Origin of the sequence: Idiomarina solivarensis (genome assembly GCF_033052755.1) — a bacterium.
GTDB lineage: Bacteria > Pseudomonadota > Gammaproteobacteria > Enterobacterales > Alteromonadaceae > Idiomarina.
Window position 1 is genome coordinate 262,029 of record NZ_JAVFHZ010000002.1, and the last position, 25,290, is coordinate 287,318.

Annotated in this window: 18 protein-coding genes; 8 read left to right on the top strand and 10 right to left on the bottom strand. The window is 48.0% G+C overall.

Going from position 1 to position 25,290, the window contains the following annotated elements; genetic code table 11:
- The first annotated feature begins 19 nt into the window (after positions 1-19).
- Genes acs through RBK99_RS05305 form a run of 7 tightly spaced genes read left to right on the top strand, consistent with a single transcriptional unit; the run spans position 20 to position 9,513 of the window.
- Complete coding sequence (gene acs, locus RBK99_RS05275) at positions 20-1,960, top strand: acetate--CoA ligase (protein ID WP_317503597.1); 1,941 nt, start codon at positions 20-22, stop codon at positions 1,958-1,960.
- Positions 1,961-1,981: 21 nt separating this feature from the next.
- Positions 1,982-2,614, top strand: coding sequence for a response regulator transcription factor (locus RBK99_RS05280; RefSeq protein ID WP_317503598.1), 633 nt, complete (start codon positions 1,982-1,984; stop codon positions 2,612-2,614).
- Complete coding sequence (locus RBK99_RS05285; protein ID WP_317503599.1) at positions 2,611-6,084, top strand: hybrid sensor histidine kinase/response regulator; 3,474 nt, start codon at positions 2,611-2,613, stop codon at positions 6,082-6,084. Before RBK99_RS05280 ends, RBK99_RS05285 begins: the two co-directional genes overlap by 4 nt.
- Entirely contained in the window at positions 6,081-7,082 is a 1,002-nt protein-coding gene (gene murB, locus RBK99_RS05290) for a UDP-N-acetylmuramate dehydrogenase (RefSeq protein WP_317503600.1), read from the top strand. The genes RBK99_RS05285 and murB overlap by 4 nt, the downstream gene beginning before the upstream one ends.
- On the top strand, positions 7,079-8,074 hold the full coding sequence (birA, locus tag RBK99_RS05295; RefSeq protein WP_317503601.1) for a bifunctional biotin--[acetyl-CoA-carboxylase] ligase/biotin operon repressor BirA: 996 nt from the start codon (positions 7,079-7,081) through the stop codon (positions 8,072-8,074). The genes murB and birA overlap by 4 nt, the downstream gene beginning before the upstream one ends.
- Complete coding sequence (locus tag RBK99_RS05300; RefSeq protein WP_317503602.1) at positions 8,061-8,849, top strand: type III pantothenate kinase; 789 nt, start codon at positions 8,061-8,063, stop codon at positions 8,847-8,849. The genes birA and RBK99_RS05300 overlap by 14 nt, the downstream gene beginning before the upstream one ends.
- A 37-nt stretch (positions 8,850-8,886) precedes the next feature.
- Complete coding sequence (locus tag RBK99_RS05305) at positions 8,887-9,513, top strand: tetratricopeptide repeat protein (protein ID WP_317503603.1); 627 nt, start codon at positions 8,887-8,889, stop codon at positions 9,511-9,513.
- A gap of 28 nt (positions 9,514-9,541) precedes the next feature.
- On the opposite strand, the gene nspC is transcribed toward RBK99_RS05305, so the two are convergent.
- The 9 genes from nspC to RBK99_RS05350 all read right to left on the bottom strand — a co-directional run bounded on the left by nspC (position 9,542) and on the right by RBK99_RS05350 (position 22,624).
- Positions 9,542-10,675: a carboxynorspermidine decarboxylase gene (nspC, locus tag RBK99_RS05310; protein WP_317503604.1), complete on the bottom strand. Its 1,134-nt coding sequence runs from the start codon at positions 10,673-10,675 to the stop codon at positions 9,542-9,544.
- 15 nt (positions 10,676-10,690) lie between these two features.
- A complete protein-coding gene (locus RBK99_RS05315; protein ID WP_317503605.1) occupies positions 10,691-11,890 on the bottom strand; it encodes a saccharopine dehydrogenase family protein in 1,200 nt (399 codons plus the stop codon).
- Positions 11,891-11,961: 71 nt separating this feature from the next.
- Positions 11,962-14,118 carry a prolyl oligopeptidase family serine peptidase gene (locus RBK99_RS05320; protein WP_317503606.1) on the bottom strand — a complete coding sequence of 719 codons (2,157 nt, stop codon included), beginning with the start codon at positions 14,116-14,118 and terminating at the stop codon, positions 11,962-11,964.
- 65 nt (positions 14,119-14,183) lie between these two features.
- Positions 14,184-16,004, bottom strand: coding sequence for a tRNA(Met) cytidine acetyltransferase TmcA domain-containing protein (locus RBK99_RS05325; RefSeq protein WP_317503607.1), 1,821 nt, complete (start codon positions 16,002-16,004; stop codon positions 14,184-14,186).
- A gap of 1 nt (position 16,005) precedes the next feature.
- Positions 16,006-17,424 carry a sodium-dependent transporter gene (locus RBK99_RS05330; protein ID WP_317503608.1) on the bottom strand — a complete coding sequence of 473 codons (1,419 nt, stop codon included), beginning with the start codon at positions 17,422-17,424 and terminating at the stop codon, positions 16,006-16,008.
- A gap of 250 nt (positions 17,425-17,674) precedes the next feature.
- Positions 17,675-18,796, bottom strand: a complete 1,122-nt coding sequence (gene zapE, locus RBK99_RS05335; protein ID WP_317503609.1) for a cell division protein ZapE — start codon at positions 18,794-18,796, stop codon at positions 17,675-17,677.
- Between the two features lie 78 nt (positions 18,797-18,874).
- Positions 18,875-19,726, bottom strand: coding sequence for a thioredoxin (gene trxA / locus RBK99_RS05340; protein WP_317503610.1), 852 nt, complete (start codon positions 19,724-19,726; stop codon positions 18,875-18,877).
- Positions 19,727-19,811: 85 nt separating this feature from the next.
- Complete coding sequence (locus RBK99_RS05345) at positions 19,812-21,185, bottom strand: aldehyde dehydrogenase family protein (protein ID WP_317503611.1); 1,374 nt, start codon at positions 21,183-21,185, stop codon at positions 19,812-19,814.
- On the bottom strand, positions 21,182-22,624 hold the full coding sequence (locus RBK99_RS05350) for an NAD-dependent succinate-semialdehyde dehydrogenase (RefSeq protein WP_317503703.1): 1,443 nt from the start codon (positions 22,622-22,624) through the stop codon (positions 21,182-21,184). Before RBK99_RS05350 ends, RBK99_RS05345 begins: the two co-directional genes overlap by 4 nt.
- 344 nt (positions 22,625-22,968) lie before the next feature.
- Here RBK99_RS05350 and RBK99_RS05355 point away from each other — a divergent pair, with 344 nt between their 5' ends.
- A complete protein-coding gene (locus RBK99_RS05355; protein ID WP_317503612.1) occupies positions 22,969-24,753 on the top strand; it encodes a DEAD/DEAH box helicase in 1,785 nt (594 codons plus the stop codon).
- Here RBK99_RS05355 and RBK99_RS05360 read toward each other — a convergent pair.
- On the bottom strand, positions 24,750-25,286 hold the full coding sequence (locus RBK99_RS05360; protein WP_317503613.1) for a lipocalin family protein: 537 nt from the start codon (positions 25,284-25,286) through the stop codon (positions 24,750-24,752). The genes RBK99_RS05355 and RBK99_RS05360 overlap by 4 nt on opposite strands.
- Between the last annotated feature and the right edge of the window lie 4 nt (positions 25,287-25,290).

Consider the following 25,290-nt stretch of genomic DNA (forward strand, 5'->3'; position numbering starts at 1 on the left):
GAATAAGGAGGAAGAGGTAATGTCGCAACTCTATTCAGTTCCTGAACATATCAAAGCAACAGCTAAAATCGACAACGACGGTTATAAAAAACTGTACCAACAGTCAATAGACAATCCTGAAGGTTTCTGGAGTGAACATGGGCAGCGAATTACTTGGTTCACACCTTACACCAAAGTTAAGAATACCAGTTTCGAGTTAGGTAAAGTCAGCGTTAAATGGTACGAAGACGGTACCTTGAATGCCTGTTATAACTGCGTTGACCGTCACCTGGCGGATAAAGCTGATAAAACAGCAATTATCTGGGAAGGTGACGACCCCAGTGTAGACAAACACATCACTTACCGCGATTTACATAAAGAGGTATCCCGTTTTGCTAATGGCTTGAAAAAATTAGGTATTGGCAAAGGTGACCGCGTGGCTATTTATATGCCGATGGTGCCGGAAGCGGCCTATGCGATGTTGGCCTGTGCACGCATTGGTGCAGTGCATTCCGTTATTTTCGGTGGGTTCTCGCCAAATGCCATTGCCGATCGTATTAACGACTGTCAGGCGATAGCAATCATCACGGCTGATGAAGGTCGCCGCGGCGGTAGCACGATAGGCTTGAAAGCCAATGTTGATAAGGCATTAGCCGACGATGCTTGTCCTTCACTTGAGCACAGCATTGTGTGCCGTGTCACTGAGGGTGACGTTGAATGGACAGAAGGGCGCGATGTCTGGTGGCATGAGCTGGTCGGTGAGGTGAGTGATGAGTGTCAGGCTGAAGTAATGAACGCGGAAGATCCACTGTTTATCCTGTATACCTCCGGCTCAACCGGCAAACCCAAAGGCGTCGTGCACACAACCGGCGGCTATATGGTGTATGCATCAATGACTCACGAGTACGTGTTTGATTACCAGGATGATGAAGTTTACTGGTGTGCGGCCGATGTTGGTTGGATTACAGGCCACTCCTATATTGTTTATGGACCACTGGCAAATGGCGCGACAACTCTGATGTTTGAAGGTGTGCCAACGTACCCGGGCGTGGGTCGTATTGGTGAAATTGTCGATAAACATAAGGTGAATATTCTCTACACTGCGCCAACGGCTATCCGCGCGTTAATGGCGAAAGGAGATGAAGCTGCTAAAACGTCGACCCGAGAAAGTCTTCGTGTACTGGGAAGTGTGGGGGAACCTATTAATCCGGAAGCCTGGGAGTGGTATCACCGCGCCATTGGCAACGGTAAATGCCCTATTATGGATACTTGGTGGCAAACCGAGAACGGCGGTATTTTGATTACTCCATTGCCGGGCGCAACGGATCTTAAACCGGGTTCAGCGACTCGTCCCTTCTTTGGTATTCAACCTGCTCTGGTTGATAGCGAAGGCAACATTCAGGAAGGCGAAGCAGAAGGCGGCTTGGTTATTAAAGACTCCTGGCCGGGGCAAATGCGCACACTGTGGGGCGATCATGATCGCTTCGAACAGACCTACTTCTCTACTTTTAAAGGCATGTACTTTAGTGGTGACGGCGCCCGTCGTGACGCCGACGGTTATTACTGGATAACGGGACGCATGGACGATGTACTGAATGTATCCGGACACCGTTTAGGAACTGCTGAAATTGAAAGTGCGTTAGTGGCACACAAAGCGGTGGCGGAAGCGGCGGTTGTCGGATACCCGCATGACTTAAAAGGTCAGGGTATTTACGTATACGTGACGCCGGTAGAAGGCGTTGAGGTAACGGACGAGCTGACTAAGGAAGTTCGTAATTGGGTTCGCTCCGAGCTAAGTCCAATTGCTACACCTGACCTTATCCACTGGACCACTGGTTTACCCAAAACCCGTTCCGGTAAAATTATGCGTCGTATTCTGCGTAAAATTGCTGCCAATGAGCATGAAAACCTCGGTGACACCTCTACGCTTGCCGATCCAAGTGTGGTAGATTCATTGATAGAAAACAGAATGAATAAATAATGTCACCTAATTTGGAATCTCATGGCGAAATTTTTAATCGCAGATGACCACCCATTGTTTCGCGAGGCGCTGCAAGGCGCTCTCGCGAATCACTTTTCTGAGTTGACGTTACGCGAAGCCGAAGACTTAGATTCAACTCTGGCGGCACTCAATAAAGACGATGATGTTGACTTACTGCTGCTGGATTTACACATGCCGGGTAGCGGTGATTTATACGGTCTCATTCGTGTAAGAGAAGACTATCCATTATTACCCGTTGCTATCATTTCAGGTAGTGAAGACTCTTCAATTGTGGCTAAATGTATTGGTTTTGGCGCACTGGGCTTTATCCCCAAGTCGCTGCCTTCTGCCGGAATAGCAGAAGCAATTGACACAATTTTGCAGGGGGAAACCTGGGTTCCGAAAGAAACCCGCGAGCGACTGGATGTTATCTCGGATGAAGATCAGGAGCTGGCGCGTAAGGTGGCCGAGCTAACGCCGCAACAATACCGGGTCCTGTACTTTCTGCATGAAGGGCTGTTGAATAAACAAATTGCCTATCAATTGGGGATTACCGAAGCTACGGTTAAAGCGCACATTACCGCTATTTTCCGCAAGTTGGGTGTTTACAGTCGTACCCAGGCTGTTTTGGTAGCTGAACGCCTGCAGTTATGACCTGGTTACTGATCTTTGCCTCGCTGGCCTATGTGATTTTTCTCTTCGCTGTTGCCACCTGGGGGGACCGCTTAGGTTCGTGGGCCAATAAAGTCAGCCACAAGCCAATGGTTTACTCCATGTCGCTGGCAATATACTGCACTTCCTGGACCTATTATGGTGCCGTCGGCAATGCCGCGGTTGATGGCTGGGCGTTCTTTCCTATTTTGCTTGGCCCTATTCTTCTTTTTCTGTTTGGCATCCGTATTCTTGAAAAACTGGTCTCGGTCAGTAAACAGCAGAATATTACTTCCATTGCGGACTTTATCTCATCCCGATTTGGGAAGCGCCGCCGGCTGGCGATGGCTGTCACGGCTATTGCCGCTGTCGCTATTATTCCCTATATCGCTCTCCAGCTTAAAGCGGTGGGGATCAGCTTTGCGGTGCTGACTGAAAGCAGCGGTGTAATGGCTGAGTTCTCAATTAAAGAGTTAGGCGCGGCGGCGTTAATGGCCATTTTTGCTATGTTATTTGGTACGCGTCACGTTGAAGTGACCGAGTATCGTAGCGGGATGATTCTGGCGATTGCGGTTGAGTCGATGATAAAACTGGTGGCTTTGCTGGCAGCCGGTGTTTTTGCCTGGTCACTGATTCATGGTGACGCGCAATCGAGTTTGATGAACACATTTAGCGATGTGAGTAAGCCGCAGTGGTCGTTTGCCGCTTTCGGAGAGTTTGAGTTTATTGTACAAACTTTTATGGCAGCTGGTGCCATTCTTTGTTTGCCCAGACAGTTCCACGTCGCGGTGGTCGATAATGTCGATGTTCGTCACTTGCGTACCGCTCGTTGGGGGTTTCCACTTTATCTGGCGTTAACCGCGGCGGCTATTGTGCCCATTGCTATCGCCGGTACGTTTTATCTGTCAGCCGCTGCGGACGGCTCAACTTTCGCATTGCAGCTGCCTTTGCTTAAAGATCAGCTTTGGTTGTCTTTGGTTATCTTTATTGGTGGTATATCGGCCGCGACAGCCATGGTGATTATTGCTTCTGTGACCTTAAGCACCATGATCACCAATGATGTCATCATGCCTATTTTGTTGCAGCGAGAGTCACGTTTACCGTTAAAACACCGACGCCGCGAGTACGACCGGGCGTTACTGTTGATTCGGCGAGTGGCTATTGCAGTGACAATGGTACTGTCGTTTTTCTGCTACTACTTTTGGGCTGCCCGAACCAATCTGGTCAGCATTGGATTACTGGCGTTCTCCTTGGTGTTGCAGCTACTGCCAGCATTGCTGGGCGCTCTTTATTGGAGGAAAGGCCATGCACGCGGTGTTTACGCTGGTTTGGCTGCAGGGTCAGTGGGTTGGGTTTTGGCTGTATTGGTCCCTCTTTTTTCAAACGCGCAGTTAACTGATGTTGAAGTGATCACCCGCGGTACGGTCGTTTCACTGGCCTTAAATAGCTTGAGTTTTATCGTGTTTTCACTATTAGCAAAACCCCGGTTAGTGGATAGAATTCAAGCGACAGCGTTTGTTAAGCCAAGAGCAGCACTGCCTGAGTTACATTTGAATAAAAACGACAGCGCGACGAATGCCGATATGTTGCTGCTGCTGAAAACCTTTTTGGGCTCTGAGCGAGCTCAGCAGCTAATGCACTATTATCAACGCCCGGAAGATACCGAACTACAACTTGAAGATGTGGCCGAGAAGTCCTTTATCAGCTTTGTAGAAAGAGCAATAGCGGGTGTCTTGGGCTCAGCCACGGCGCGTTCTTTAATTGATGCAGCACTGCGGGATAAACAGCTCAATTTAGAAGAGGTTGTTCACTTTTTTGACGATACGACCCAGGCACTTCAGACACAACAGTCAATTTTATTTAGCTCGTTAGAGAATTTAGCTCAGGGGATTAGTGTGGTGGACGCCGAATTACGTTTGGTGGCCTGGAATAAACGATATCTGGATTTGTTTGAATACCCGGAGGGCATGGTTAAGCCCGGGCAACCCATTGCGACACTGATTCGCTACAATGCAGAACGTGGCGAGTGTGGCCCCGGTGATGTTGATGACTTGGTTAATAAACGTTTGCGCTATATGCAGCGAGGCTCAGCGCACCGTTTTATTCGTAGACGAGCGGATGGACGGGTGATTGAGATGGTCGGTAATCCGCTGCCTACAGGTGGCTTTGTTACAAGCTTTACCGACATTACCTCACACGTTGAAACCCAACAGGCCCTGGAAGATGCCAATATTGATCTTGAGCAACGAGTGGATGTTCGTACACAGGAAATACGTGAAATCAATCAGGAGCTGACAGCCGAAATTGATCGACGTCGACACGTTGAAGATGAGTTAAAAAAAGCCAAAGGCGAAGCTGAGGCAGCGAATGCCTCAAAAACACGTTTCCTGGCATTAGCCAGCCATGATATTTTACAGCCGCTCAATGCCGCGCGGTTATATTTATCCGCCATTCAGGAAAAGGAGCTTTCGGAGCGTAATCTGTCTTTGGTCGGGAAGTTAGATACTGCACTTGGGTCAACCGAGCACTTACTCTCCACGCTGTTATCAATAGCGAAGATGGATCAGGGGGCATTAAAACCGCGTTTTCGTCATGTGCAGTTGAGCTCGGTATTGGACCCGTTAGTAGAAGAATATGGCGTGTTAGCGGAACAACGGGAGTTGGATTTCCGAGCGTTTTATAAAGATAGGCCAGTGTATACCGACCCCACGTATCTGCGCCGTATTGTGCAGAACTTTTTATCCAACGCCATTAAGTACACCCAAAAAGGCAGCGTTTTGTTGGGGGTTCGTAAGCGGGGCGACGAGTTGCAAATTGCTGTCTGGGACACGGGTCCGGGTATTGCGGCGCAGCAACAGAATAAGGTATTTGATGCGTTTTATCGTGTACAGAACCAAACGGTCGATGGTGTTGGCTTAGGGCTTAGTGTCGCGCAACGCATGGGTGAGCAATTAAACTGCGACGTCCAGGTTGAGTCGGTGGAAGGCAAAGGCTCCTGCTTTTCTGTGAGAGTTCCTTTAGGCAATGCCGGCCAGGTTGTCAGCCGGCCTGAGAAGCAAAAAGAAGACGCTTTAGCAGACCGTTTACAGTTGTTGGTTGTGGACGATGATAACGAAAATCTGAGTGCTTTAAGCGCCTTATTGCGGAAGTGGGGATGTGAAGCTCTGACCTTTAATAGTTACAGTAAAGCCTTAACGTATGCGAAAGAACATAGCCAGAAGAGAGCGCCGCAGGGGTTGCTCTTAGATTATCAGCTGGGCGATGGCGATGGTTTGAAATTGGCCCAGGAGTTGCGGGATATTTGGCAACAGCAAATACCGGCAGCATTAGTTACCGCTATGCGCGACGATGTTGTAAAACAAGCGGCCAGGAAGAATGGCCTGCAGTTTTTACCAAAGCCGGTGAAACCCGCTGCACTAAAAGCATTTCTGAAATATATCAGCACCCGAAAATCAGGAGGAAACAGACGTTGATTGAGCTTGCTGAGCGACACACCTTTAAGCTACCGGCAAGGTGCCGTTCTTTCATCGAATTAGACTGCAGTGACGATGTAGAGCAGTTGTCCTTTGATGAGCCTTACTATTTGCTCGGCGAGGGTAGTAATACCCTGTTTATAGATGACTTTCAGGGCACGGTTATCTGCAATCGGTTGCTGGGTGTTTGTATTGAAGAGCAGGAAAATGCGTATTTAGTGACGGCGGCAGCCGGGGAAAATTGGCATAACTTTGTTACCGACTTAAGAGCCCGGAATATAGATGGCCTGGAAAATCTGGCGTTAATACCCGGCTCTGTTGGTGCTGCACCAGTACAGAATGTAGGTGCTTATGGTGTTGAAGTTGCCACCTTCATTGAGCAGGTAACGGCCTGGGATATAAAGAAGAAAAGCTGGGTTCATATGAGTCGCAGCGACTGCCAGTTTTGCTACCGCAACAGTCTGTTCAAGCAGTATCCGGGTCGTTGGTTGATTACGTCGGTTGTTTTTCGGCTACCCAAAGACTGGCAACCGGTCACTCACTATTCTCCTCTTAACGAATTAAAAGGCAATGTGAGTGCGCAGAATATTTTTAATAAGGTACTGGAAGTGCGCCAGAAAAAATTACCTGACCCTAAAGTAACGCCAAATGCAGGCTCTTTTTTTAAGAACCCGGTAATTACCAAAAAGCAGTTGGAGGAACTACTGAAAAAATGGCCTGACATGGTCTATTTTCCGGTGGCAGAGGATCAGGTTAAAGTGGCAGCGGGATGGCTGATCGAGCATTTAGGTTTGAAGTCAGAAGCGATTGGTGGCGCCGCGGTTAATCCGCATCAGGCGCTGGTATTAATTAATAAAGGAGACGCCACGGGTAATGATGTCACTCAGTTGGCACGGCGCATTATGCAGCAAGTGGCAGAGGCTAGCGGAATAACGCTGGAACCCGAGGTTCGTCTGGTAGGACAGCAAGGACTCTTACAGTTGACGGTAGCAAGATGAAGCAGACGGAACGCCTCGATCAATTAATTATGTTACTTGCTAATGGTGAGTTTCATTCCGGCCAGGCTATTGGCCAATCGTTATCGATATCCCGGGCGGCGGTAAATCAGCATATTCACAAGCTGGAAGCACTCGGACTAGAGCTGTTTTCAGTAACCGGACGTGGGTACAAACTGGCCCGGCCTATAGAACTCTTACAGTCGGCTGTTATCGAAAAAGAGACACCGATACAGTGGCGCAAGGCTCCGCCTTTCGAGGTTCGTTCGGTTGTAGACTCCAGTAACGATCAGGTTAAGCAGTTGGCCTCGGAGGGTGGATTAGAAGCTGGTTTTTCGCTCTTTGCCGAAGCACAAACAGAGGGCCGCGGACGACGTGGCAAACAGTGGTTCTCACCCTTTGGCAGCAATCTCTATTTTAGTGTTTACTGGCCTTTAGATGACGGCATTCATGGTGCAATGGGGCTGAGCCTGGCGGTGGGGGTAGCTTTAGCGGAGTGCTTTACCGAGCTTGGCATTGAAGGGGTCAGCGTGAAGTGGCCAAACGATGTTTATATTCGTGGTAAAAAAGTGGCTGGCATTCTGGTTGATCTTGAAACGCTGCCGGAAGGGCCTGCGCACAGTATTATCGGTATTGGTATCAATTTAAGAGTACCGGAACATGTCGGAGCGAAAATAGATCAGGCCTGGACCGATCTTAGCTCGGAATTATTGCAACCGGTATCGCGCAATCATATTGCAGCGCAAGTGCGCTCTTTCGTGCTGTCCGCCTTGCAGCGGTACGCTCAGAACGGACTGTCGGCATTTGAGCAAAGCTGGCGCCGATACGATTGTTTTCTCGATAAACCCGTTAAGCTGATTATGGGTCAGAGAGTGTGTCTGGGGACTTGTCGTGGAATAGACGAAAATGGCGCTTTACTGGTAGAAGATGAACAGGGTGTGCGTCGTTATTTTGGTGGTGAAGTTTCATTGAGGGCGCAAGATGCTATTAATTGATGCAGGCAATACTCGCAGTAAATTTGCCTGGTGGGATCAAACAACAGACAGTATTGAGATAATGGGCGCAATTTCTCATCAGAGCTGGCTTAATGACTTAAGCCAGCCGCTTAAAGAATTGTTGCTGGAAGTTGTGAGCAAAGAGCAGATACAGCAAGAACAGCAGGCTATTGGTTGCAGTGTTGCGGCGGTTCAGGTCATGGATACCTTGAATAGCTCGCTGGATGAACTGGGAATAAAAGTCGCCTGGCAGAAAACGCAATCGCAGCAAGCCGGTGTTGTAAACGGTTACACCAAGCACCCGGAACGGCTGGGGTCTGATCGCTGGATGGCGTTATTGGGTTGTCACGAGCATGTGAAAAAGAATGCCTTGATCATCGATGCCGGTACAGCGTTAACCATTGATTGGCTTAACTCAAATGGACAACACCTGGGTGGTTGGATTGTGCCGGGCAGACAGCTAATGCTCAATGCATTGGGGCAGGGCACGGCCAACCTAAAGGGTATTACGGTAGACGACATTGAGCGCGATGGGCTTGCCGCGGGAGAAAATACGTTCGACGGTATAGCGCAAGGAACTGAGGCTGCGTTAACTGGCGCGATTGCGCAGGCCATTCAATTATCTGCCCGTTATTTTTCCGACCAGCCTTTCGAGGTAGTGGTGACAGGGGGAGATGGCGAACATTTGATGCGAACTTTATCCGGAAAATATCATCGATACGATGATTTGTTGTTCAAGGGATTACGACTCTGTGCCGATAACCTAAACAGTTAATCGTTTAGGTCTATTCAGAGACATGACAGGCAAATTTATGAAAATAGTCATTCCAATGCTGATTGCGGTAGCCGGACTGACCCTGACACACAAGGTTTCGGCACAAGATATTGAAGCTGTTCAACTCTATTCGGATGCTGAACTGGTTGATATGTTTGCAACCAATGCACATTTGAAGCGGGTGCGTGATACGGATCGTTGCCAGCTGGCTCAGGATATTGAAGCTCAGGCGGAACTCGAGCGCCGGCCAACTTACCAATTCTTATATGGCGACATGAAGGCCTGGGGCGTTTGTTATGACCGTGATCCCGAGCTAGGTCTGCTGTATATGGAAAAAGCCGCGCAACATGGTTTATTGGAAGCCTTAGAGCAATTAGGTCGCTATTATCATGAAGGGGTGTTGGTTCAGAAAGATATTGACCGTGCCATTCTTTATCTTCGTGAAGCTGCTTCTTTAGGGAATTTGCCGGCGCAAAGACGTTTTGCTGAAATTTTGCTGGCGGGTAAAGGCAGCCCTTACGACTTCCAAAAAGCCTACCACTGGTTACATAACGCGGTGACCGCTAACCAAAGTATCTACCAGGATATTGACGAGAAGCTAAACAAGTTGGCTGAGCGGATGCCACCCTCTGTTGTTGAAAAAGCAAAAAGGCCCCTGGATTAGGAGCCTTTTCGTTGGTGTTATTGAAGACTTAAGACAGACGATTACGGAAATCTTCGTAACTGAACTGCCGCACGCAATCAAATTGCCCGCTCTCTCGTAAGATACCAATGGCCGGGTGTTGCACACCGTTAAAGAACGATGTTTTCACCATTGTGTAGTGCATCATGTCTTCAAAGATTAAGCGGTCACCAACAGCCAGTGGTTGATCAAAGCTGTATTCGCCAATCACGTCACCGGCTAAACAACTATTGCCGCCTAAGCGATAACTGAAGTCTTTCTCGGCGGGTAAGCCTGCACCAGTAATGACTGGACGGTAGGGCATCTCCAGTACGTCAGGCATATGTGCCGTAGCGGAAATGTCCAGTAAAGCGATTTGCCCCTGATTCTCAACAATATCCACGACTTCGCAAACTAACGGACCGGTTTGCCAGGCAACCGCTGAACCCGGCTCAAGTATGACTTGCAGGTCATAGGTTTCACGTAAGCGTTTCAATTGCGTTATCAGATGATCGACATCGTAGCCTTTGCGGGTCATTAAGTGACCGCCGCCAAGGTTCAGCCACTTCATTTGCTTCAATTGTTCGCCAAAACGGCTTTCAACAGCCTCCAGAGTGCGCTCCAGCGCGTACGAGTCACATTCGCATAGATTATGCACGTGTAAGCCTTCTACGCCGGTTAGGTCCTGCTGTGCGAGTTCGCTGGCGCGAATACCCAGACGAGACCCCGGTGCGCTGGGGTCATAAAGCTCAGTTTCGGCTTCCTGGTGCTCCGGGTTAATACGGAGACCAATAGAAACACCGGCGTCAGAAGCCTGTTCACGGTATTTATGCCATTGCGAGACACTGTTGAATGATAAGTGATTGACCAGCGGTAATAACTCGTCAATATCATCCTGTTTATAGGCCGGAGCATAGGCATGAACTTCGCGTGCAAACTCCTGCGCCGCCAATTTTGCTTCCCAGACAGAGCTGGCTGTACAGCCTTTAAGATACTGGCGAATGAGTGGAAAGGCTGACCACATGGAGTAGCCTTTCAGTGCCAGAATAATATCCGCGCCACTTTGCTCTTGTACCTTTTGCATAAGCTCCAGGTTCTTGCGCAGTAATTTTTCGTCCAGCACGTAGCAGGGAGACGGAATGTCCGGCGATGTATATTGACTCATGAATTATCTTCTCTGTTACTTCTCGAATGGTTTATCGCATTCCATAACTTGCCATGGCAGGCCGTATTTGTTCAGTCGCTCCATGAACTCATCCGGATCGAACTGCTCCATATTCCAGACGCCAGGCTCCATCCAGTTACCCTGTAACATTAAAGACGCGCCAATCATTGCGGGTACGCCGGTCGTGTAAGATACCGCCTGAGCACCAACTTCTTTATTGGTTTCCGCGTGGTCACAGTTGTTGTAAATGAAAATAGTTTTTTCCTGACCATCTTTCAGACCCGTGACATAAGTACCTATGCAGGTTTTGCCGGTGTAGCCTTCAGCCAGAGAGCCGGGGTTTGGTAGTACGGCTTTCAAAAACTCTAGTGGCACAATTTGTTTACCTTCAAACTCAACCGGCTGAATTGATGTCATGCCAACATTTTCCAGCACACGTAAGTGTGTCAGGTACTGCTCACCAAAGGTCATCCAGAAACGCGCCCGTTTAATGGTAGGGAAGTGTTTAACCAGAGACTCAAGCTCTTCATGGAACAGCAAGTAAGAGGGGCGGACACCAACGTTCGGGTAGTCCAGGTCTTTACGCACACTAATAGGATCGGTTTCGTGCCACTCGCCATTTTCCCAGTACTTACCTTTTTGGGTAATTTCGCGAATATTAATTTCTGGATTAAAGTTGGTTGCAAATGCCTGACCGTGGTCACCACCGTTACAGTCAACAATGTCCAGATAATGGACTTCATCAAAATAGTGCTTAGCCGCATAAGCAGTAAAGACGTTGGTGACACCCGGATCAAAACCGGCACCCAGTAACGCCATCAAGCCTTTCTCTTTGAAACGCTCCTGATAAGCCCACTGCCACGAGTATTCAAATTTCGCTTCGTCTTTTGGTTCGTAGTTTGCGGTATCCAGGTAATGCACACCGGTTTCCAGACACGCATCCATAATAGGCAAGTCTTGGTATGGAAGTGCAACATTAATCACCAGCGATGGGTTAATACCACGGATAAGTTCGGCTACCTCGGCTGAATCATCGGCATCAACCTGATAAACACCAACAACGCGATCTTTACCTGCTTTTTCCTGCAGTGCCTGACACTTAGACAGGGTACGGCTGGCCAGGTGGATCTCAGAAAAGACATCGGGTAAGCCCGCACACTTTTGTACGACTACGCCAGCAACGCCGCCGGCACCAATAATTAGAACTTTAGACATGAATGCTATCCTTCACAGAAATTTTTAACTAATAAAGTTGCTGCGAAAGATAGCATATTTTTATGAAATCATCATTCAGAAGCGTTGCTTTCTGCCGCCTCTGAATCCATTTCTAAATGCTTGTGTAAGAACGCCCAGTTTTCAGCATGCTGCTCAATACGCATCCAGGTGGGTGTACCAGCACCGTGGCCGGCGCGGGTTTCAACGTTTAACAATATGGGTTGGTCGCAGCTCTGATCACGCTGTAACGCAGCGGCGAACTTATAGCTATGCCATGGAACCACACGATTGTCTTGATTGCCGGTGGTAACTAAGGTTGGCGGGTAACAGGTGCCACTTTGCGTGTTGTGTACCGGCGAATAGGCATAGAGTGTTTTGAACTCTTCTTTATTTTCGCTTAAACCAAATTCGGAGCTCCAGCCGCGGGCATTGGCACTGGGCAGATGGTATCTGAGCATATCCAGTACGCCAACTGCGGGTAAAGCCGCCCCAAACAACTCAGGCCGCTGTGTCATAACCGCTCCGACTAATAATCCGCCGTTGCTGCGTCCCTGAATTGCCAGTTTGTCTTTATTGGTGTAATTGTTATTTATTAGCCATTCAGCAGCGGCAATAAAGTCGTCAAATACGTTTTGTTTGTTTTCCTTCGTACCGGCCTGATGCCACTGTTCACCAAACTCGCCGCCGCCACGAAGGTTTGGAATAGCTAAAACGCCACCCATTTCCAGCCAAACAATGTTTTTGGTGCGGTATTCAGGTGTCAGAGAAATATTAAAACCACCATACCCGTAGAGTAACGTTGGCTTTTTTCCATCAAGCGGAAGGTCTTTGTGGTGTACTAAAAACATTGGGATCTCGGTGCCGTCTGCACTGTTGTAGACCACTTGTTTAGTGGTGTACGGGTCTAAATTAGCAGGTACGTTAGTATCGAACCACAGAGTGGTTCGCTGTTGTTCGGTTTGATAGCGGTATATCTTTCCGGGTTCAGTAAACCCCTCGAAACGAAAAAAGGTCTCGGGTGCATCATTACTGCCTTTAAAACCGCTGACGGAACCAATACCAGGCAGAGCAAGCTCCTGCAGCATCGTGCCTTCTAAGTCAAAAATAGCCACGCGGGAACGTGCCGATTGCAAATAATGAACAAAGAGTTGCCCGTTTATCGCACTGACGTCTTTCAGTGTGTGAGTTTTGGTTGCGATGATTTCGTCCCAGTTTTTAACTTGTGGCTGCTGTGGGTCGATGGCTATGACGCGTCCCATTGGCGCGTTATGGGTTGTTTTGAAGTAGAGCTTACCCTCGTGGCTGGTCACATATTCATAACGTGCATCCCATTGAGTGAGCAGCCCCTCAAATGGTGCTGTTTCCTGTGCTAGCGGCCGGAGGTAAACCGCATTGGCGTTGTACCCTTTCGAGACGTTAATTAATAAGTATTTGCCGTCGTCGGAAACGCTGGCATAGGGGTTCCAGTCGGGTTTGTTATTAAAGGCAAAAATAAGTTGATCGTCACGTTGAGCTGAGCCCAATGTGTGGAAATAGACACTGACGGGCTTAGAGTCATTGAAACTTCCATCCTCATTTTGAGGGTAACGACTGTAATAAAATCCACGCTCGTTCGGTAGCCACGCTACGTCGCTAAACTTTACGCCCCGGATGCTATCCTGGGTGTCTTTTCCCGACTGGATGTTGCGTACTTTTATGGTCGCCCAGTCACTACCTCCCTGCGACACGGCATAGGCAACGTAACTGGCTTGCGGCGACACACTAATACGCACTAAGGAAGCGGTGCCATCGTCGCTGAACGTATTTGGGTTAATCAGTACCTTGGGCGCGCTGTTTAAATCGGCCATGGTATACAAAATATCCTGGTTCTGCAGGCCATCATTAGAAAAGTAGAAATACCGGTCGCCATAACGAAACGGGGTACTGACTTTTTCGTAATTCCATAGCTCTGTCATGCGCGCTTTTATATCGGGAAAGGCGGGAAGATTTTGAAGCGATGGTGTTGATAACTGGTTTTGCGAATCCACCCATTCAGCAACCTCCTCATTGCCTTGTTCTAGCCAGCGATAGGGGTCTTTAACCTCTGTACCATGATAGTTATCTTGTTGACTAACGGTTTTGGTTTCTGGGTAAGGGCTCTCTGGTTGTTCTTTTTTGGGCTCTAAAGAACTGCAGGCACTCAGAATCAATACAGTGTAGCAAGCAAGGAAAGCCGAATAACGCGTCATGGTATAAATTCCTGTTTAAGTTCTGTGTTGATGATAGGAACTTGCTGGTCAAACAACAAGCCACATCAACGCAGTGTCTGTACTTCTTTACACAAATTTTCATTTGCCTGGCGCTGTGATATTCCGTCCCAGCACTGGCTGAGTCGCTTGAGTGTCATTGTTGGTTGGCAAAGCAATTCTGCCAAATGGTGCTCAGGGTGATGCCAGTAAAACCATTGGGCGAGGGCAAAATGGGCTGCATCAAATGGAATGATATTGGCAGTATAGGCGTTTATCAGGGGGGTTCTTATCTCACCTAGCGCCTCGGTTGAAGCCAGCGCTTTAACGCCTACTGACAGCCATTGCTGCTGCTGCTGCCCCCATGAGCCGAGTGTTCGGTACTGAGCCACTGATGAGGCAGAGAGCGGTTGAATATAGATGGCGGCGGGGCGGGCCGATACGCTGTCGATACGACTGCTGAAACGGCAGGGCTGGTAGCTGTTTTTTTGCCAAAAGGCATCCAGTTGCTCAGACCAGGCAAAACTGGTTCCCAGCATTTGATAATGATTACTTCGTGCCCACTCCCGAGTGTCGTCCAGCAGGGTTGAAGCGACTTTTTGGCGTCTTTCCCCGGTCGGCACGGCAATACGGGCAACCCTTAGCCAGCGTATATCCATTGCCCATTCTTGTTGTAGAAAATAGCCGATGGCCTGAGGCAATAAATTACCTTTTGGCCGACGACGGCCCTGTAGGATGTCCTGTTTTAAAGGGACTGGTATTGGCCCTTCATCCATAAGCCAGGCAACCGCAACAACCTTGCCGCTTCTGCACTGATAGGCGACTCTGTGGCCGGGCTCTGTTAATAATAAATGAAGATCATTAGGGCTACTTTGATAATGCGCATTGAGCAGAAGTTGAAAGCACTGCCGTAGTACGTTCTCTTCAAGTTCTGAGGCGTGCACAATGAAGGTGCCGGTTGGTGCATCCACTGAGTTGGTAATCGGCTGTTCACTCAGCAGGAAGGTTTCTGTTAACCATTGCTCTAATGGATCACGTAATGGCCAGCGCAAGGGCTGAGTCAGTTGGTGGAGAGCAACTTGAGGTAGGGTGCGTTGAGCCCATTCGGTAAAATGTACCGCAAAGCCGCGCCCGCAACCTTCGTAACCGGCCACTGTTGTTGCAAGCAACCAGGGCGTATATTTCTGGCAGAGCTTTGCTGTTGCCCATAACGGTAACCCCGCCGCTTCATCAATAACTAATTGTTTTGCAGGATCGTCCGGTTGCTCAAGCAGTTTATCCCAGGCTATAAATTTGGCGTGAGGGGCCTGCTGTAGCAACACGTTTGCGTTGGCTTTTCGGGGGGCGGTAACAATAACGGCTTGCTGGTCTTTTACTCGGGTCAGAGCCCGGCCCAGCAGAGTACTTTTTCCTCTTCCCCGTTCAGCTGTAATGATATGGGTGGTTTGTTGTTGCGGCCCTTCAATTGAGTTAAGAATGGTTTGTTGCTCACTTGTGAGCTGCATGGGCACGCCGGGTGAACCCGGTTTAATGAGCATCTCAGGATGGGTGTCGGCAATGTGTTCACTATAAAACTCTGCCGCGAAGTGTTCCATCCGCTGGCTCATTGTATTGCCATTGGTTGGTAACAGTATTGAGAGTACTCCCCCTGCTGTTATGGTTCCGCAAAGTGCTGCTATAGCATCTGCGTGTAGCCCCTCACGACAGTCTATCCAAACGTGTTCAAATTCATGGCCCAGATAATCCCGGTACCGGGACAGTGTGGCATTAGCCCGCGTGTCGTGGTCGGATAAATAAATTGAAAGGGGAGTGCGAGCCTCGCAGTTTTTTTGCCAGAGGCTCGCGTTACGCAGCAGTTGAAGTTGTCTGTAACCACTGCGTTCCTGCATGCTAGAAAATTGAAATAGCGAAGAATTTAGTCAGCACCGTATTGATAAAGACCGCCGCCAATATCAATGGAATAAAGGTGCAGATGGAAAAACGAACATAGCGTGCCAGGAAGGTTTTCGGGTAACCAGGGTTTCCTTCAGCAAGCTCTGCATCTAAATTCTTACGACGCCAGTGAAAGCTCACAAATAAGCAAATCAGTAGCCCGTTCAATGGCAGAATCGTGTCGTAAAATACATCGTAAATGATATCAAACACGGACTTAGAGGTGTTTGCGTATTCCGTAAATTCTGTAAAGGCAGGAATAAAGCCAAACGACGTCGCGGCGATTAGAGTCAAAACAGTGACGGCTATAGCCATTAACATAAGCGCCTTTTTGCGGCTGACTTTAGCTTGTTCTATGACAGCCGCGGTTGGTACCTCTATGATTGAAACCAACGACGTAATAGCAGCAACAAACGCCAATAAGAAGAAAACCGTTGCTGCGATACTGGCTCCGACATAACCCACAACGCTTTCTAATGCGATGAAGATTTGTGGAAAAAACGAGAAAATCATACTGACCGATGAGTCACTTAATGTATCGGGATTGGTATTGGGGTTAATGGCAAATATTGCAGGTAGTGTCATTAAACCTGCCGTAAATGCGACGGCTGTATCGGTTAGCGCAACCAGCTTACCCGAGGTCACAATGTCGTCCCGACGGCTGAAATAAGAGCCGTAGGTAATTAAAATACCCATCCCTAATGACAGCGAAAAGAATGCCTGAGATAACGCCCCGTTAATGACCGAGCCGTCAATTTTTGAAAAGTCAGGAACTAAATAGAATTGGAGTCCTAGTACAGCGTTATCCAGTGAAAGCACGAAGATAACCAACAGAACCAGCATAATGAATAAAGATGGCATCAAAAACTTTGCCGCCTTTTCAATGCCTTGTCGCACGCCACCGACCAAAATGACATTGACGATTATGGTGACTGCCACGAGGAAACCGACAAAACCGTAGTCGTTGACGAACTGGCCGAAGTATTCAGGATTCGCCAGCATATCTAAGTTACCAATAATAGAATGCCATAGGTAACCAAATATCCAGACGGTGATAACCATATAAAAGACGGCAATCATAAAAGGAGTAAGAACAGCAAGCAGGCCGGCAATATGCCATCCTTTTTTATCCGGCGACAACGCTTTATAGGATCCTAAAGGACTTTTTTGTGCTCTACGACCCAAGCCCATTTCAGCCAGCATAACCGGAAGACAGATAAACGCCACAAACAACGCGTAGATGATTAAAAATGCGCCTCCCCCATTTTTGGTCGCCGCAACAGGGAAGCCAACTAAATTACCAATACCGACAGCGGAACCGGCTGCGGCTAATATAAAGCCAATCTTGGAGCTAAATTGATCGCGTTGTTCGCTCATTCTGAACCTTCTTTTATCGTTTTTGTTTTAACGCTTTTTAAGCGCCGCTGCTCAGCAAATTTGAGCAATCCTAGCAAGGTGGCAATTTAACAGCAAGCAGCTAATCAGCGATTGTGCGGCAGAATGCGGGAAATATGGTTCGAAAACAAAACTTATTTTAACATCCATTACAATTGTGATATTGGATTTTGTTAGAAATAAGATAACCTTTTTGTAACTCAGTTTTAACACGCTGGTAAATACAGGGAATTCAACTCTCTGGAACAGATTGGCGTCTTTTTGCCAGCGTGTTTCCTTTCTCAGTGCTTGCCCATTGCTGCATTTCAAAAAGCCTCGAAACACACCGCCTGAAAGGAAAAGCGAGCTGCTTCGCTTGATATAATTTATCGATATCGGTTTCTGCCGTAACAATCAGGTGGCAGCGTCGGTCATAGCACTCATCAACCAAAGCAATGAAACGTCTGGCTTCGTTATCCAGCTTACTGACGATATTTTCTTGATGTTCGCGTTGATAAGTTTCTTCGACCCCATGAACCAAGTCTTTGTCAGGCAGGTAAGAAAAGGCCGGAACGTTATGCACTGCAATCGCAGCGTAGTGATTTGCTAGCTCCATATAGTCACGCTGGCTTCTGGGGCCAGAACACAGGGACATAAAATCAAAACCAATAGCTTTGTCGTTGCGCCATAAGCAGGGAATCTGCCGATTCATTATCTCAACCGACCGTGTTTCCCGGGTGACTCCAAAGTAACTTTCGACAACGGAGCGTAGCTGCTCAGAACTTCCTTGCCGTAAGTAATAAGGCAAGTCTGTGCTTCTCAGACGGCGATAATCTATACCCATGCCTAAGTCCAGACACTCACATTCGTGGTTGAGTAGCTCTATCGTTGGCTCAAACCGGTGTCGGGCTAATCCGCCCTTATAAAGTTCGCTTGGCGGTGCGTTGGACGTTGTTATTAGACTGACACCTTGGTCAAACAGCGCTTCCCACAGACGAGCTAAGATCATGGCATCACCAATGTCTTCAACGAAAAACTCATCAAGACAGATGACGGAAACCTGCTGTGCCCATGCTTTTGCGATGGTCAGCATTGGGTTTGTTTCACCCTGGCACTGATTGAGCTCCCGGTGAATTCTTGCCATAAAGTGATGATAATGCAGACGAACTGCTTTGTTCGCGGGAAGGTGTTGATAAAATAAGTCCATTAACAGACTTTTGCCTCGCCCAACCGGACCAAACAGGTAGAGACTCCGGGGTTTATAGCCACTTTCTATTGCATCCAGCCGCTGCTGCAACGCACGGACGGCTCGCAACTGATGCTCATCGGACTTTAGTGAACCTGACTGGAGGCGGTGATGATAACTTTGTTGCATGAGAGTAATTTCGCCAAATGCAGAATAAAAAGAAGCCGGCTGAGGAAGCCGGCCAAAATGGTTGCTAGTGAACAGCCATTAATACATTGTGCTGTATAACTTTCTACGATAGGTCGCTGCCAGAGGATCACCATCAGGTAGTGAGTTAATAATGTCGAGCGCGTATTTTTTCGCATCGGTAAAATTAACGTCTGTGTTTAGTACAGTGAAAACCATTTGCAGAGCCTCTTCATCGCGATGCGCTTCATGAAATTTTAGTGCTAATTGCAGTTTTAAAGCTAAGTCATCGGGTGTCTTCTTAACCTGATCCTGCAGCGCTCTTAACTCTGGCGAGTCAGCGGCATCTTCTGCCAGTTCCAGCTTACCTTTTATGCGTTGGTAGTCACCGTCTTGTTCAACCATAGGGATTTGAGCGACTAACTCTTTGGCCTGGTCAAGCCGACCAGCATCGACGGCAGCTTCGGCTAATAGCTTAAGCGCCAGCATGTTGCTGCTATCAATATCATAGGCCTGTTTTGCCAACGTATACGCTTTATTCGCGTCGCCTTCACCCATTGCCGTTTGAGCTTGTTGAATCAGATCGTCCGACGGGCTGGGCAAGTGCTTGTCCAGAATTTCCCGAATTTCACTTTCGGTTTTAACACCGCCGAAACTGTCGACGGGCTGACCGTCTTTAAAAAAGGCCACCGTCGGTAAACTGCGGATACCAAATTGCATGGCTAACTCTTGCTGCTCGTCACAGTTAATCTTTGCCAAAATAACTTGGTCGTTGTACTGAGAAGCCAGTTTTTCCAGTACTGGCATGAGTTGTTTGCAGGGCTCACACCAATCTGCCCAAAAATCGATAATAATGAGTTTTTCTTTCGAGCCTTCCAGCAACACCTGCTGGAAATTTTGCAAGTCAACGTTAACGATATTGGATTCTGACATCAGTGGTGTGTGCTCCTGTTATTGTTTGGGTCACTTAAGCGGCTTCTACCAGAGATATGCAGGCACGGTTTATGAATTTCAATGGTTAAGGGCTAATCCAGGATAAGATTTTGTCTTTCAACTTACTGTAAGGTGGGTAACGTAATGCGACATCAAAGCGAAAACTCCGCTTCATTACCGGTTTTAAATGGCTCAGTGTGTCAAATCCCCACTTGCCATGATAACGGCCCATGCCACTGTGTCCCACGCCGCCAAAAGGAAGTTCATCGTTGAGCATAAACATCAGCGTATCGTTGTAACAGACGTTCCCTGCAGAGACTTTCTGGGTAAATAAATCAAGTAGTCTTTGATTGTTACTAAAGACATACAGCGCCAGTGGTTTTGGGTGCATATGAATTTTTTCAATGGCATCCGCTGCTGACTTAATCGTTAAAACCGGAAGTATCGGTCCAAAGATCTCTTCTTTCATCAATTGGCTGCCATCTTTCACACCGTCGACGATCGTTGGCGCGATATAGAGCTCACGACTGTCGGAATCGCCGCCAATTACGACATTTTCCTGCTGCAGCATTTGCGTCAGGCGTTGCCAGTGATCGTGATGAATGATCCGGCTATAGCTGCTGCTCTGTTGGGGATCCTCCCCGTAAAAATTCAATAGCTCCTGCTGCATGGCGTTAATCAGTTGCTCCCTAACACTGTCTTCTACTAAAACGTAATCGGGTGCGATGCAGGTTTGACCGGCATTAAGAAACTTACCCCATATAATACGGCGCGCGGTCACTTGAATTGGGGCGTCGGCTAACACCACGGCCGGACTTTTGCCGCCAAGCTCAAGAGTAACGGGTGTCAGGTTTTCAGCTGCTGCCGCCATGATAGCTTTTGCGGCATTTTCACCACCGGTATAAAAAATATGGTCAAAAGGCAGTGCGGTGAGTTGTTTTGACTCCGTTACTGAGCCTGTGACTATTTTTATCGCGGCATTATCCAGATAATCAGGCAACTGGCGGGAGAGTATCTCCGCGGTTGCAGTGGCATGCTCCGAGGGTTTTATTAAAGCGCAGTTGCCAGCCGCAATAGCAGCAACTAGAGGAGCGAGCAATAATTGTAAGGGATAGTTCCATGCTCCTAAAATAAGCACTGTGCCAAGCGGCTCAGGAATTAGTTGGCTTTTAGCGGGCCATGCCAACAGAGGGTTGCTGACCTTGCGCGCTTTATTCCATTTAGGCAAAGCTCTGAGTGTGTGCTTAATGTCGTTTTGCAGGAATTGCAATTCAGTTAAGCGCGCCTCACTCGGGTGTTTATTGAGATCGCTTTCTAAGGCGTCAAGCAATGACGTTTCGTTTTCAGTAAGAAAGCGGTGAAGCTGTTCAAGTTGATTTAAACGCCATGACAGCGGGCGGGTTAGCCCGCTGTCAAAATGGCTTTTCAGTTGTTCGAGAGTACTTTCGAACGGTTTCATCCGAGTCCGCCAAGAGTCACTGTCTTCAACTCAAGGTACTCGTCAATGCCATATTTCGAACCTTCGCGACCAACACCTGACTCTTTAATGCCGCCAAACGGATTGTATGCGTGGGAAATGCCACCTGTGTTGACGCCTACCATGCCGTATTCCAGAGCATCGCTGACGCGGAAAATACGGGCGGTATCTTTTGCCGCAAAGTAAGAGGCTAAACCAAACGGCGTATTGTTGGCTTTTTCAATACCTTCTTCCTCAGTTTCAAAGGTGTTGATTGCAACCACCGGGCCAAAGATTTCTTCTTCGCTGATGTCCATTTCCTCGGTAACTCCGCTCAAAACGGTAGGCGCATAGAATAAGTCACCTAGCTCGGTCATAACTGAGCCGCCAGTTTCTATGGTTGCCCCGTCAGATTTAGCTGACATAACCAAGCGTTGAACTTTATCCACTGCATCCTGATCGATTAGCGGACCTAAATCGACATCATCCGCGGTGCCTGGTCCTACTTTTAACGCCTTCACTTTGCTTACAACAGCATCAGTGAATTTTTCGGCTACGGACTGTTGGACCAAAATTCTGTTTGCGGAAACACATGTCTGGCCACCGTTGCGAAATTTACAAGCAATCAATTGTTCAGCTGCTTGTTCAATATCGGCATCATCAAAAACAATGAAAGGTGCGTTGCCACCCAGTTCTAAAGATAATTTGGTAACGTGTTCCGAGCATTGCTGCATGAGTATCTTGCCAACGCCGGTGGAACCGGTGAACGATAATTTACGCACTTGTGGTGACGTGGCTAGACGTTTTCCAACCGTTTTTGCATCACTGGTTGGAATAATATTGATGACCCCATCCGGAATACCTACTTCACTAGCCAGTTGTGCCAGAGCTAAACTGGATAACGGCGTTAATTGTGGAGGTTTAACCACAATGGTGCAGCCTGCCGCTAAGGCGGGTGCAATTTTGCGAGTGATCATTGCATTAGGGAAGTTCCATGGAGTAATGGCGGCACAAACACCGACAGGCTCCTTGGTAACCAGTACACGTTTGCTGCTATCAGTTTGTGGTAAAACATCACCGTCGATGCGCTCAGCTTCTCCTGCAAACCAGTCAACAAAGCTGGCGCCGTATTCGACTTCACCAACGGCTTCGGCAACTGGTTTGCCTTGCTCAGCACTCATTAATTCACCCAGTGCCTGCTTATTGTCCATCATGGCGTCATACCATTTACGCAGTAGAAGGGCACGTTCGCGAGCGGTTTTCTTACGCCATTTTTTTAAAGCGGTCTCTGCAACATTTATCGCACGCTGGGTCAGATCCTCGTCAGCGTCAGCAACTTCGGCTAATACTTCGCCGGTTGCGGGGTTGGTAACTGAGAAACGTTTATCTGTAGGAACCCAGTGACCTTCGATAAAACAATCTTGCTTAGTCAACGATGACATAGAATGTGCTGACATAATGCCTCCAAATTTGAAAAACTCTCTAATAATGTAGGCAATATAAAGCGAAATGGTTCAACTTTTTCGATGATTTTGGCAGAAACTGATGTGTTTGGTGAAAAAAAGCTCAAAGTCATTGCTTTCTTGGTAAAAAAACGTATAATCCGGCCTTCCTCAAGGAACACCGCATAACTGATGAGGCAGCGGTCACCCTTGATTCGTGGGGTTGCAGCGCCTGATTCCAGTCCAGACAGTTTAGAGACTGAACACTGATTCCTGTTGCCGGGCCATAACCCCTTTTTTGTTGTGTTTGCCAAATGGGCAAACGGGAATAAAGTGAGACAAATATGTCAAATACCCAAACGGGCGTGTCGTTTAACGACATGGCCTTACCTAGTGCTGTGCTTGAACAACTAAACGCAATGCAGTTTTTAACCCCTACTCCAATTCAGCTACAGGCTATCCCTGCGTTGCTTGAAGGTCAGGATGTATTGGGTGAAGCTCAGACAGGTACCGGTAAAACGGCAGCGTTTGGTTTGCCTGCGCTGGCCAAAATTGATGCATCAGTTAAGCAAACTCAAGTTTTAGTTGTAACGCCAACCCGCGAACTGGCTATCCAGGTCGCCGAGGCTTTGGAAGGTTTTGCTGCGAAAATGCGTGGCGTTGGTGTGGCAACGGTTTACGGTGGTGCGCCATTCGGACCACAGGTTAAAGCCCTGAAGCAGGGAACTGCGATTGTTGTTGGTACACCAGGTCGCCTTATCGACTTATTAAACAAAAATGTCCTGCAATTGGATGGTTTGAAAGTCGGTGTTCTGGATGAAGCTGATGAAATGCTTAACATGGGCTTCATTGAAGACATCGAGACCATTCTGAAAGCGGTACCTGACACAGCGCAGCGTGCACTGTTCTCAGCAACCATGCCGAATGCAATTCGCAAACTGGCAAAAACCTTCCTGAAAGATCCGCTGAACATTCAGATTGAAGCTATTGCTCGCGAAAAGGCGACCATTAAGCAGAAAGCCTGGAAAGTTCAGGGCATGACTAAAATGACCGCTCTGACGCGTTTACTGGAAGTGACGCCGTATCAACGTGCATTGATTTTCGTACGTACTCGTCAGGATACAATGGATGTGGCTGAGCTATTGCAGCGTAATGGTTTTAAAGCGGCACCATTAAGTGGTGATTTGAACCAGGCTCAGCGTGAGCAGACGGTCAGTCAGTTACGTAGTGGACACATTGAAATTCTGGTAGGAACCGACGTGGTTGCTCGTGGTTTAGACGTTCCGGAAATTACGCACGTTATTAACTACGACTTACCAAGCGATACGGAATCTTATGTTCACCGCATTGGTCGTACTGGTCGTGCGGGCCGTACAGGTGAAGCAATTTTGTTCTTCCGTGCAAAAGAGCGTCATTTGTTACGTCACTATGAGCGCTTGACCAATGCACCGGTTGAGTTCTTTGAAGTACCAAACGCGAATGAACTGAGCAAGTATCGTCAGCAACAGTTGCTGGAAAAGCTACAGGCATCTTTAGCACCGGAAACGGCAAGTGCTGATAAGCCAAAACTTGAGAAGTTACTAGCACAGTGGCTGGAGCAGTCTGAATTGAGTGCTGAAGAAATCGCATTAGCGTTATTGGCTCAGCATAACGAACAGCGTCCATTGTTCCTCAAAGAAGATCGTCCGGTACGTGAAGCGCGTAACGAGCGCAGCGAACGTTCTGGCCGCAATGAACGCAGTGAGCGTGGTGATAAGCGCAAGCCTCGTACAGAGCGTGCTAGCCGTGCCGCAGATGTAGACTTTGAAACTTACAAAATTCAGGTAGGCCGTGAGCATGGTGCTCGTCCGGGTGATATCGTTGGTGCTATTGCTAACGAAGCCTCAATGGACAGCAAGTACATTGGTCAAATTCAGTTGTTTGATAATCACTCTTTAGTGCAGCTGCCAAAAGGTATGCCGAAAGATATTATGCATGTACTGAAAAAGGCGCGTGTACGCCAGCAGCCTATGGGTCTGGAATTAAGTGATGAACAAGTTAAACGTGCGCCACGCCCACCGCGTGACCGTGATGCACGTGGCGGACCTAAGCGCAACTCCGGTAAGGGTGCTGCGCGCCGCTTTAATTAATTAGCAAATCGTAACTTGGCCGGATGATCCACCAGGATCATCTGGTCAATGTTATAGCCCCACTCATGCGCTTTTGCCAAAGCAAAATCAATATCTTCCTGAGCAACATCCGGAGTTCTCGATAAAAACCAAAAGTATTCGTGAGAATCGCTCGTGACGATTGCTTGTTGGTAATTATCGTCTAACCAGCTGACATAATAGCCGCCATAGAACGGCCAAAAGAATGTGACTTGATAAGCTGCTTCCATATTTTCAACGGGCTCAGCCAAGCCGATAGCTGTTTGCCACTTTTCATCTTTGACATGATAACCCCGATTAGTCACCTCTAAGGTGCCATCGCCGTTTAAACGGTATTCAGCAGTAACACTCTGTAAGCCTTCTTCAAAACTGTGTGGCATACGGGCTATCTCATACCATTTCCCTAAATAGCGTTTTGCTTCAAAGTCTTTGACGACGTCGGTTACAGGGGTGGGCTGTGAGTTACAGGCACTGAGTAGTAAAGTGAAAATGAACGACATTATCCATTTATTCATTGTT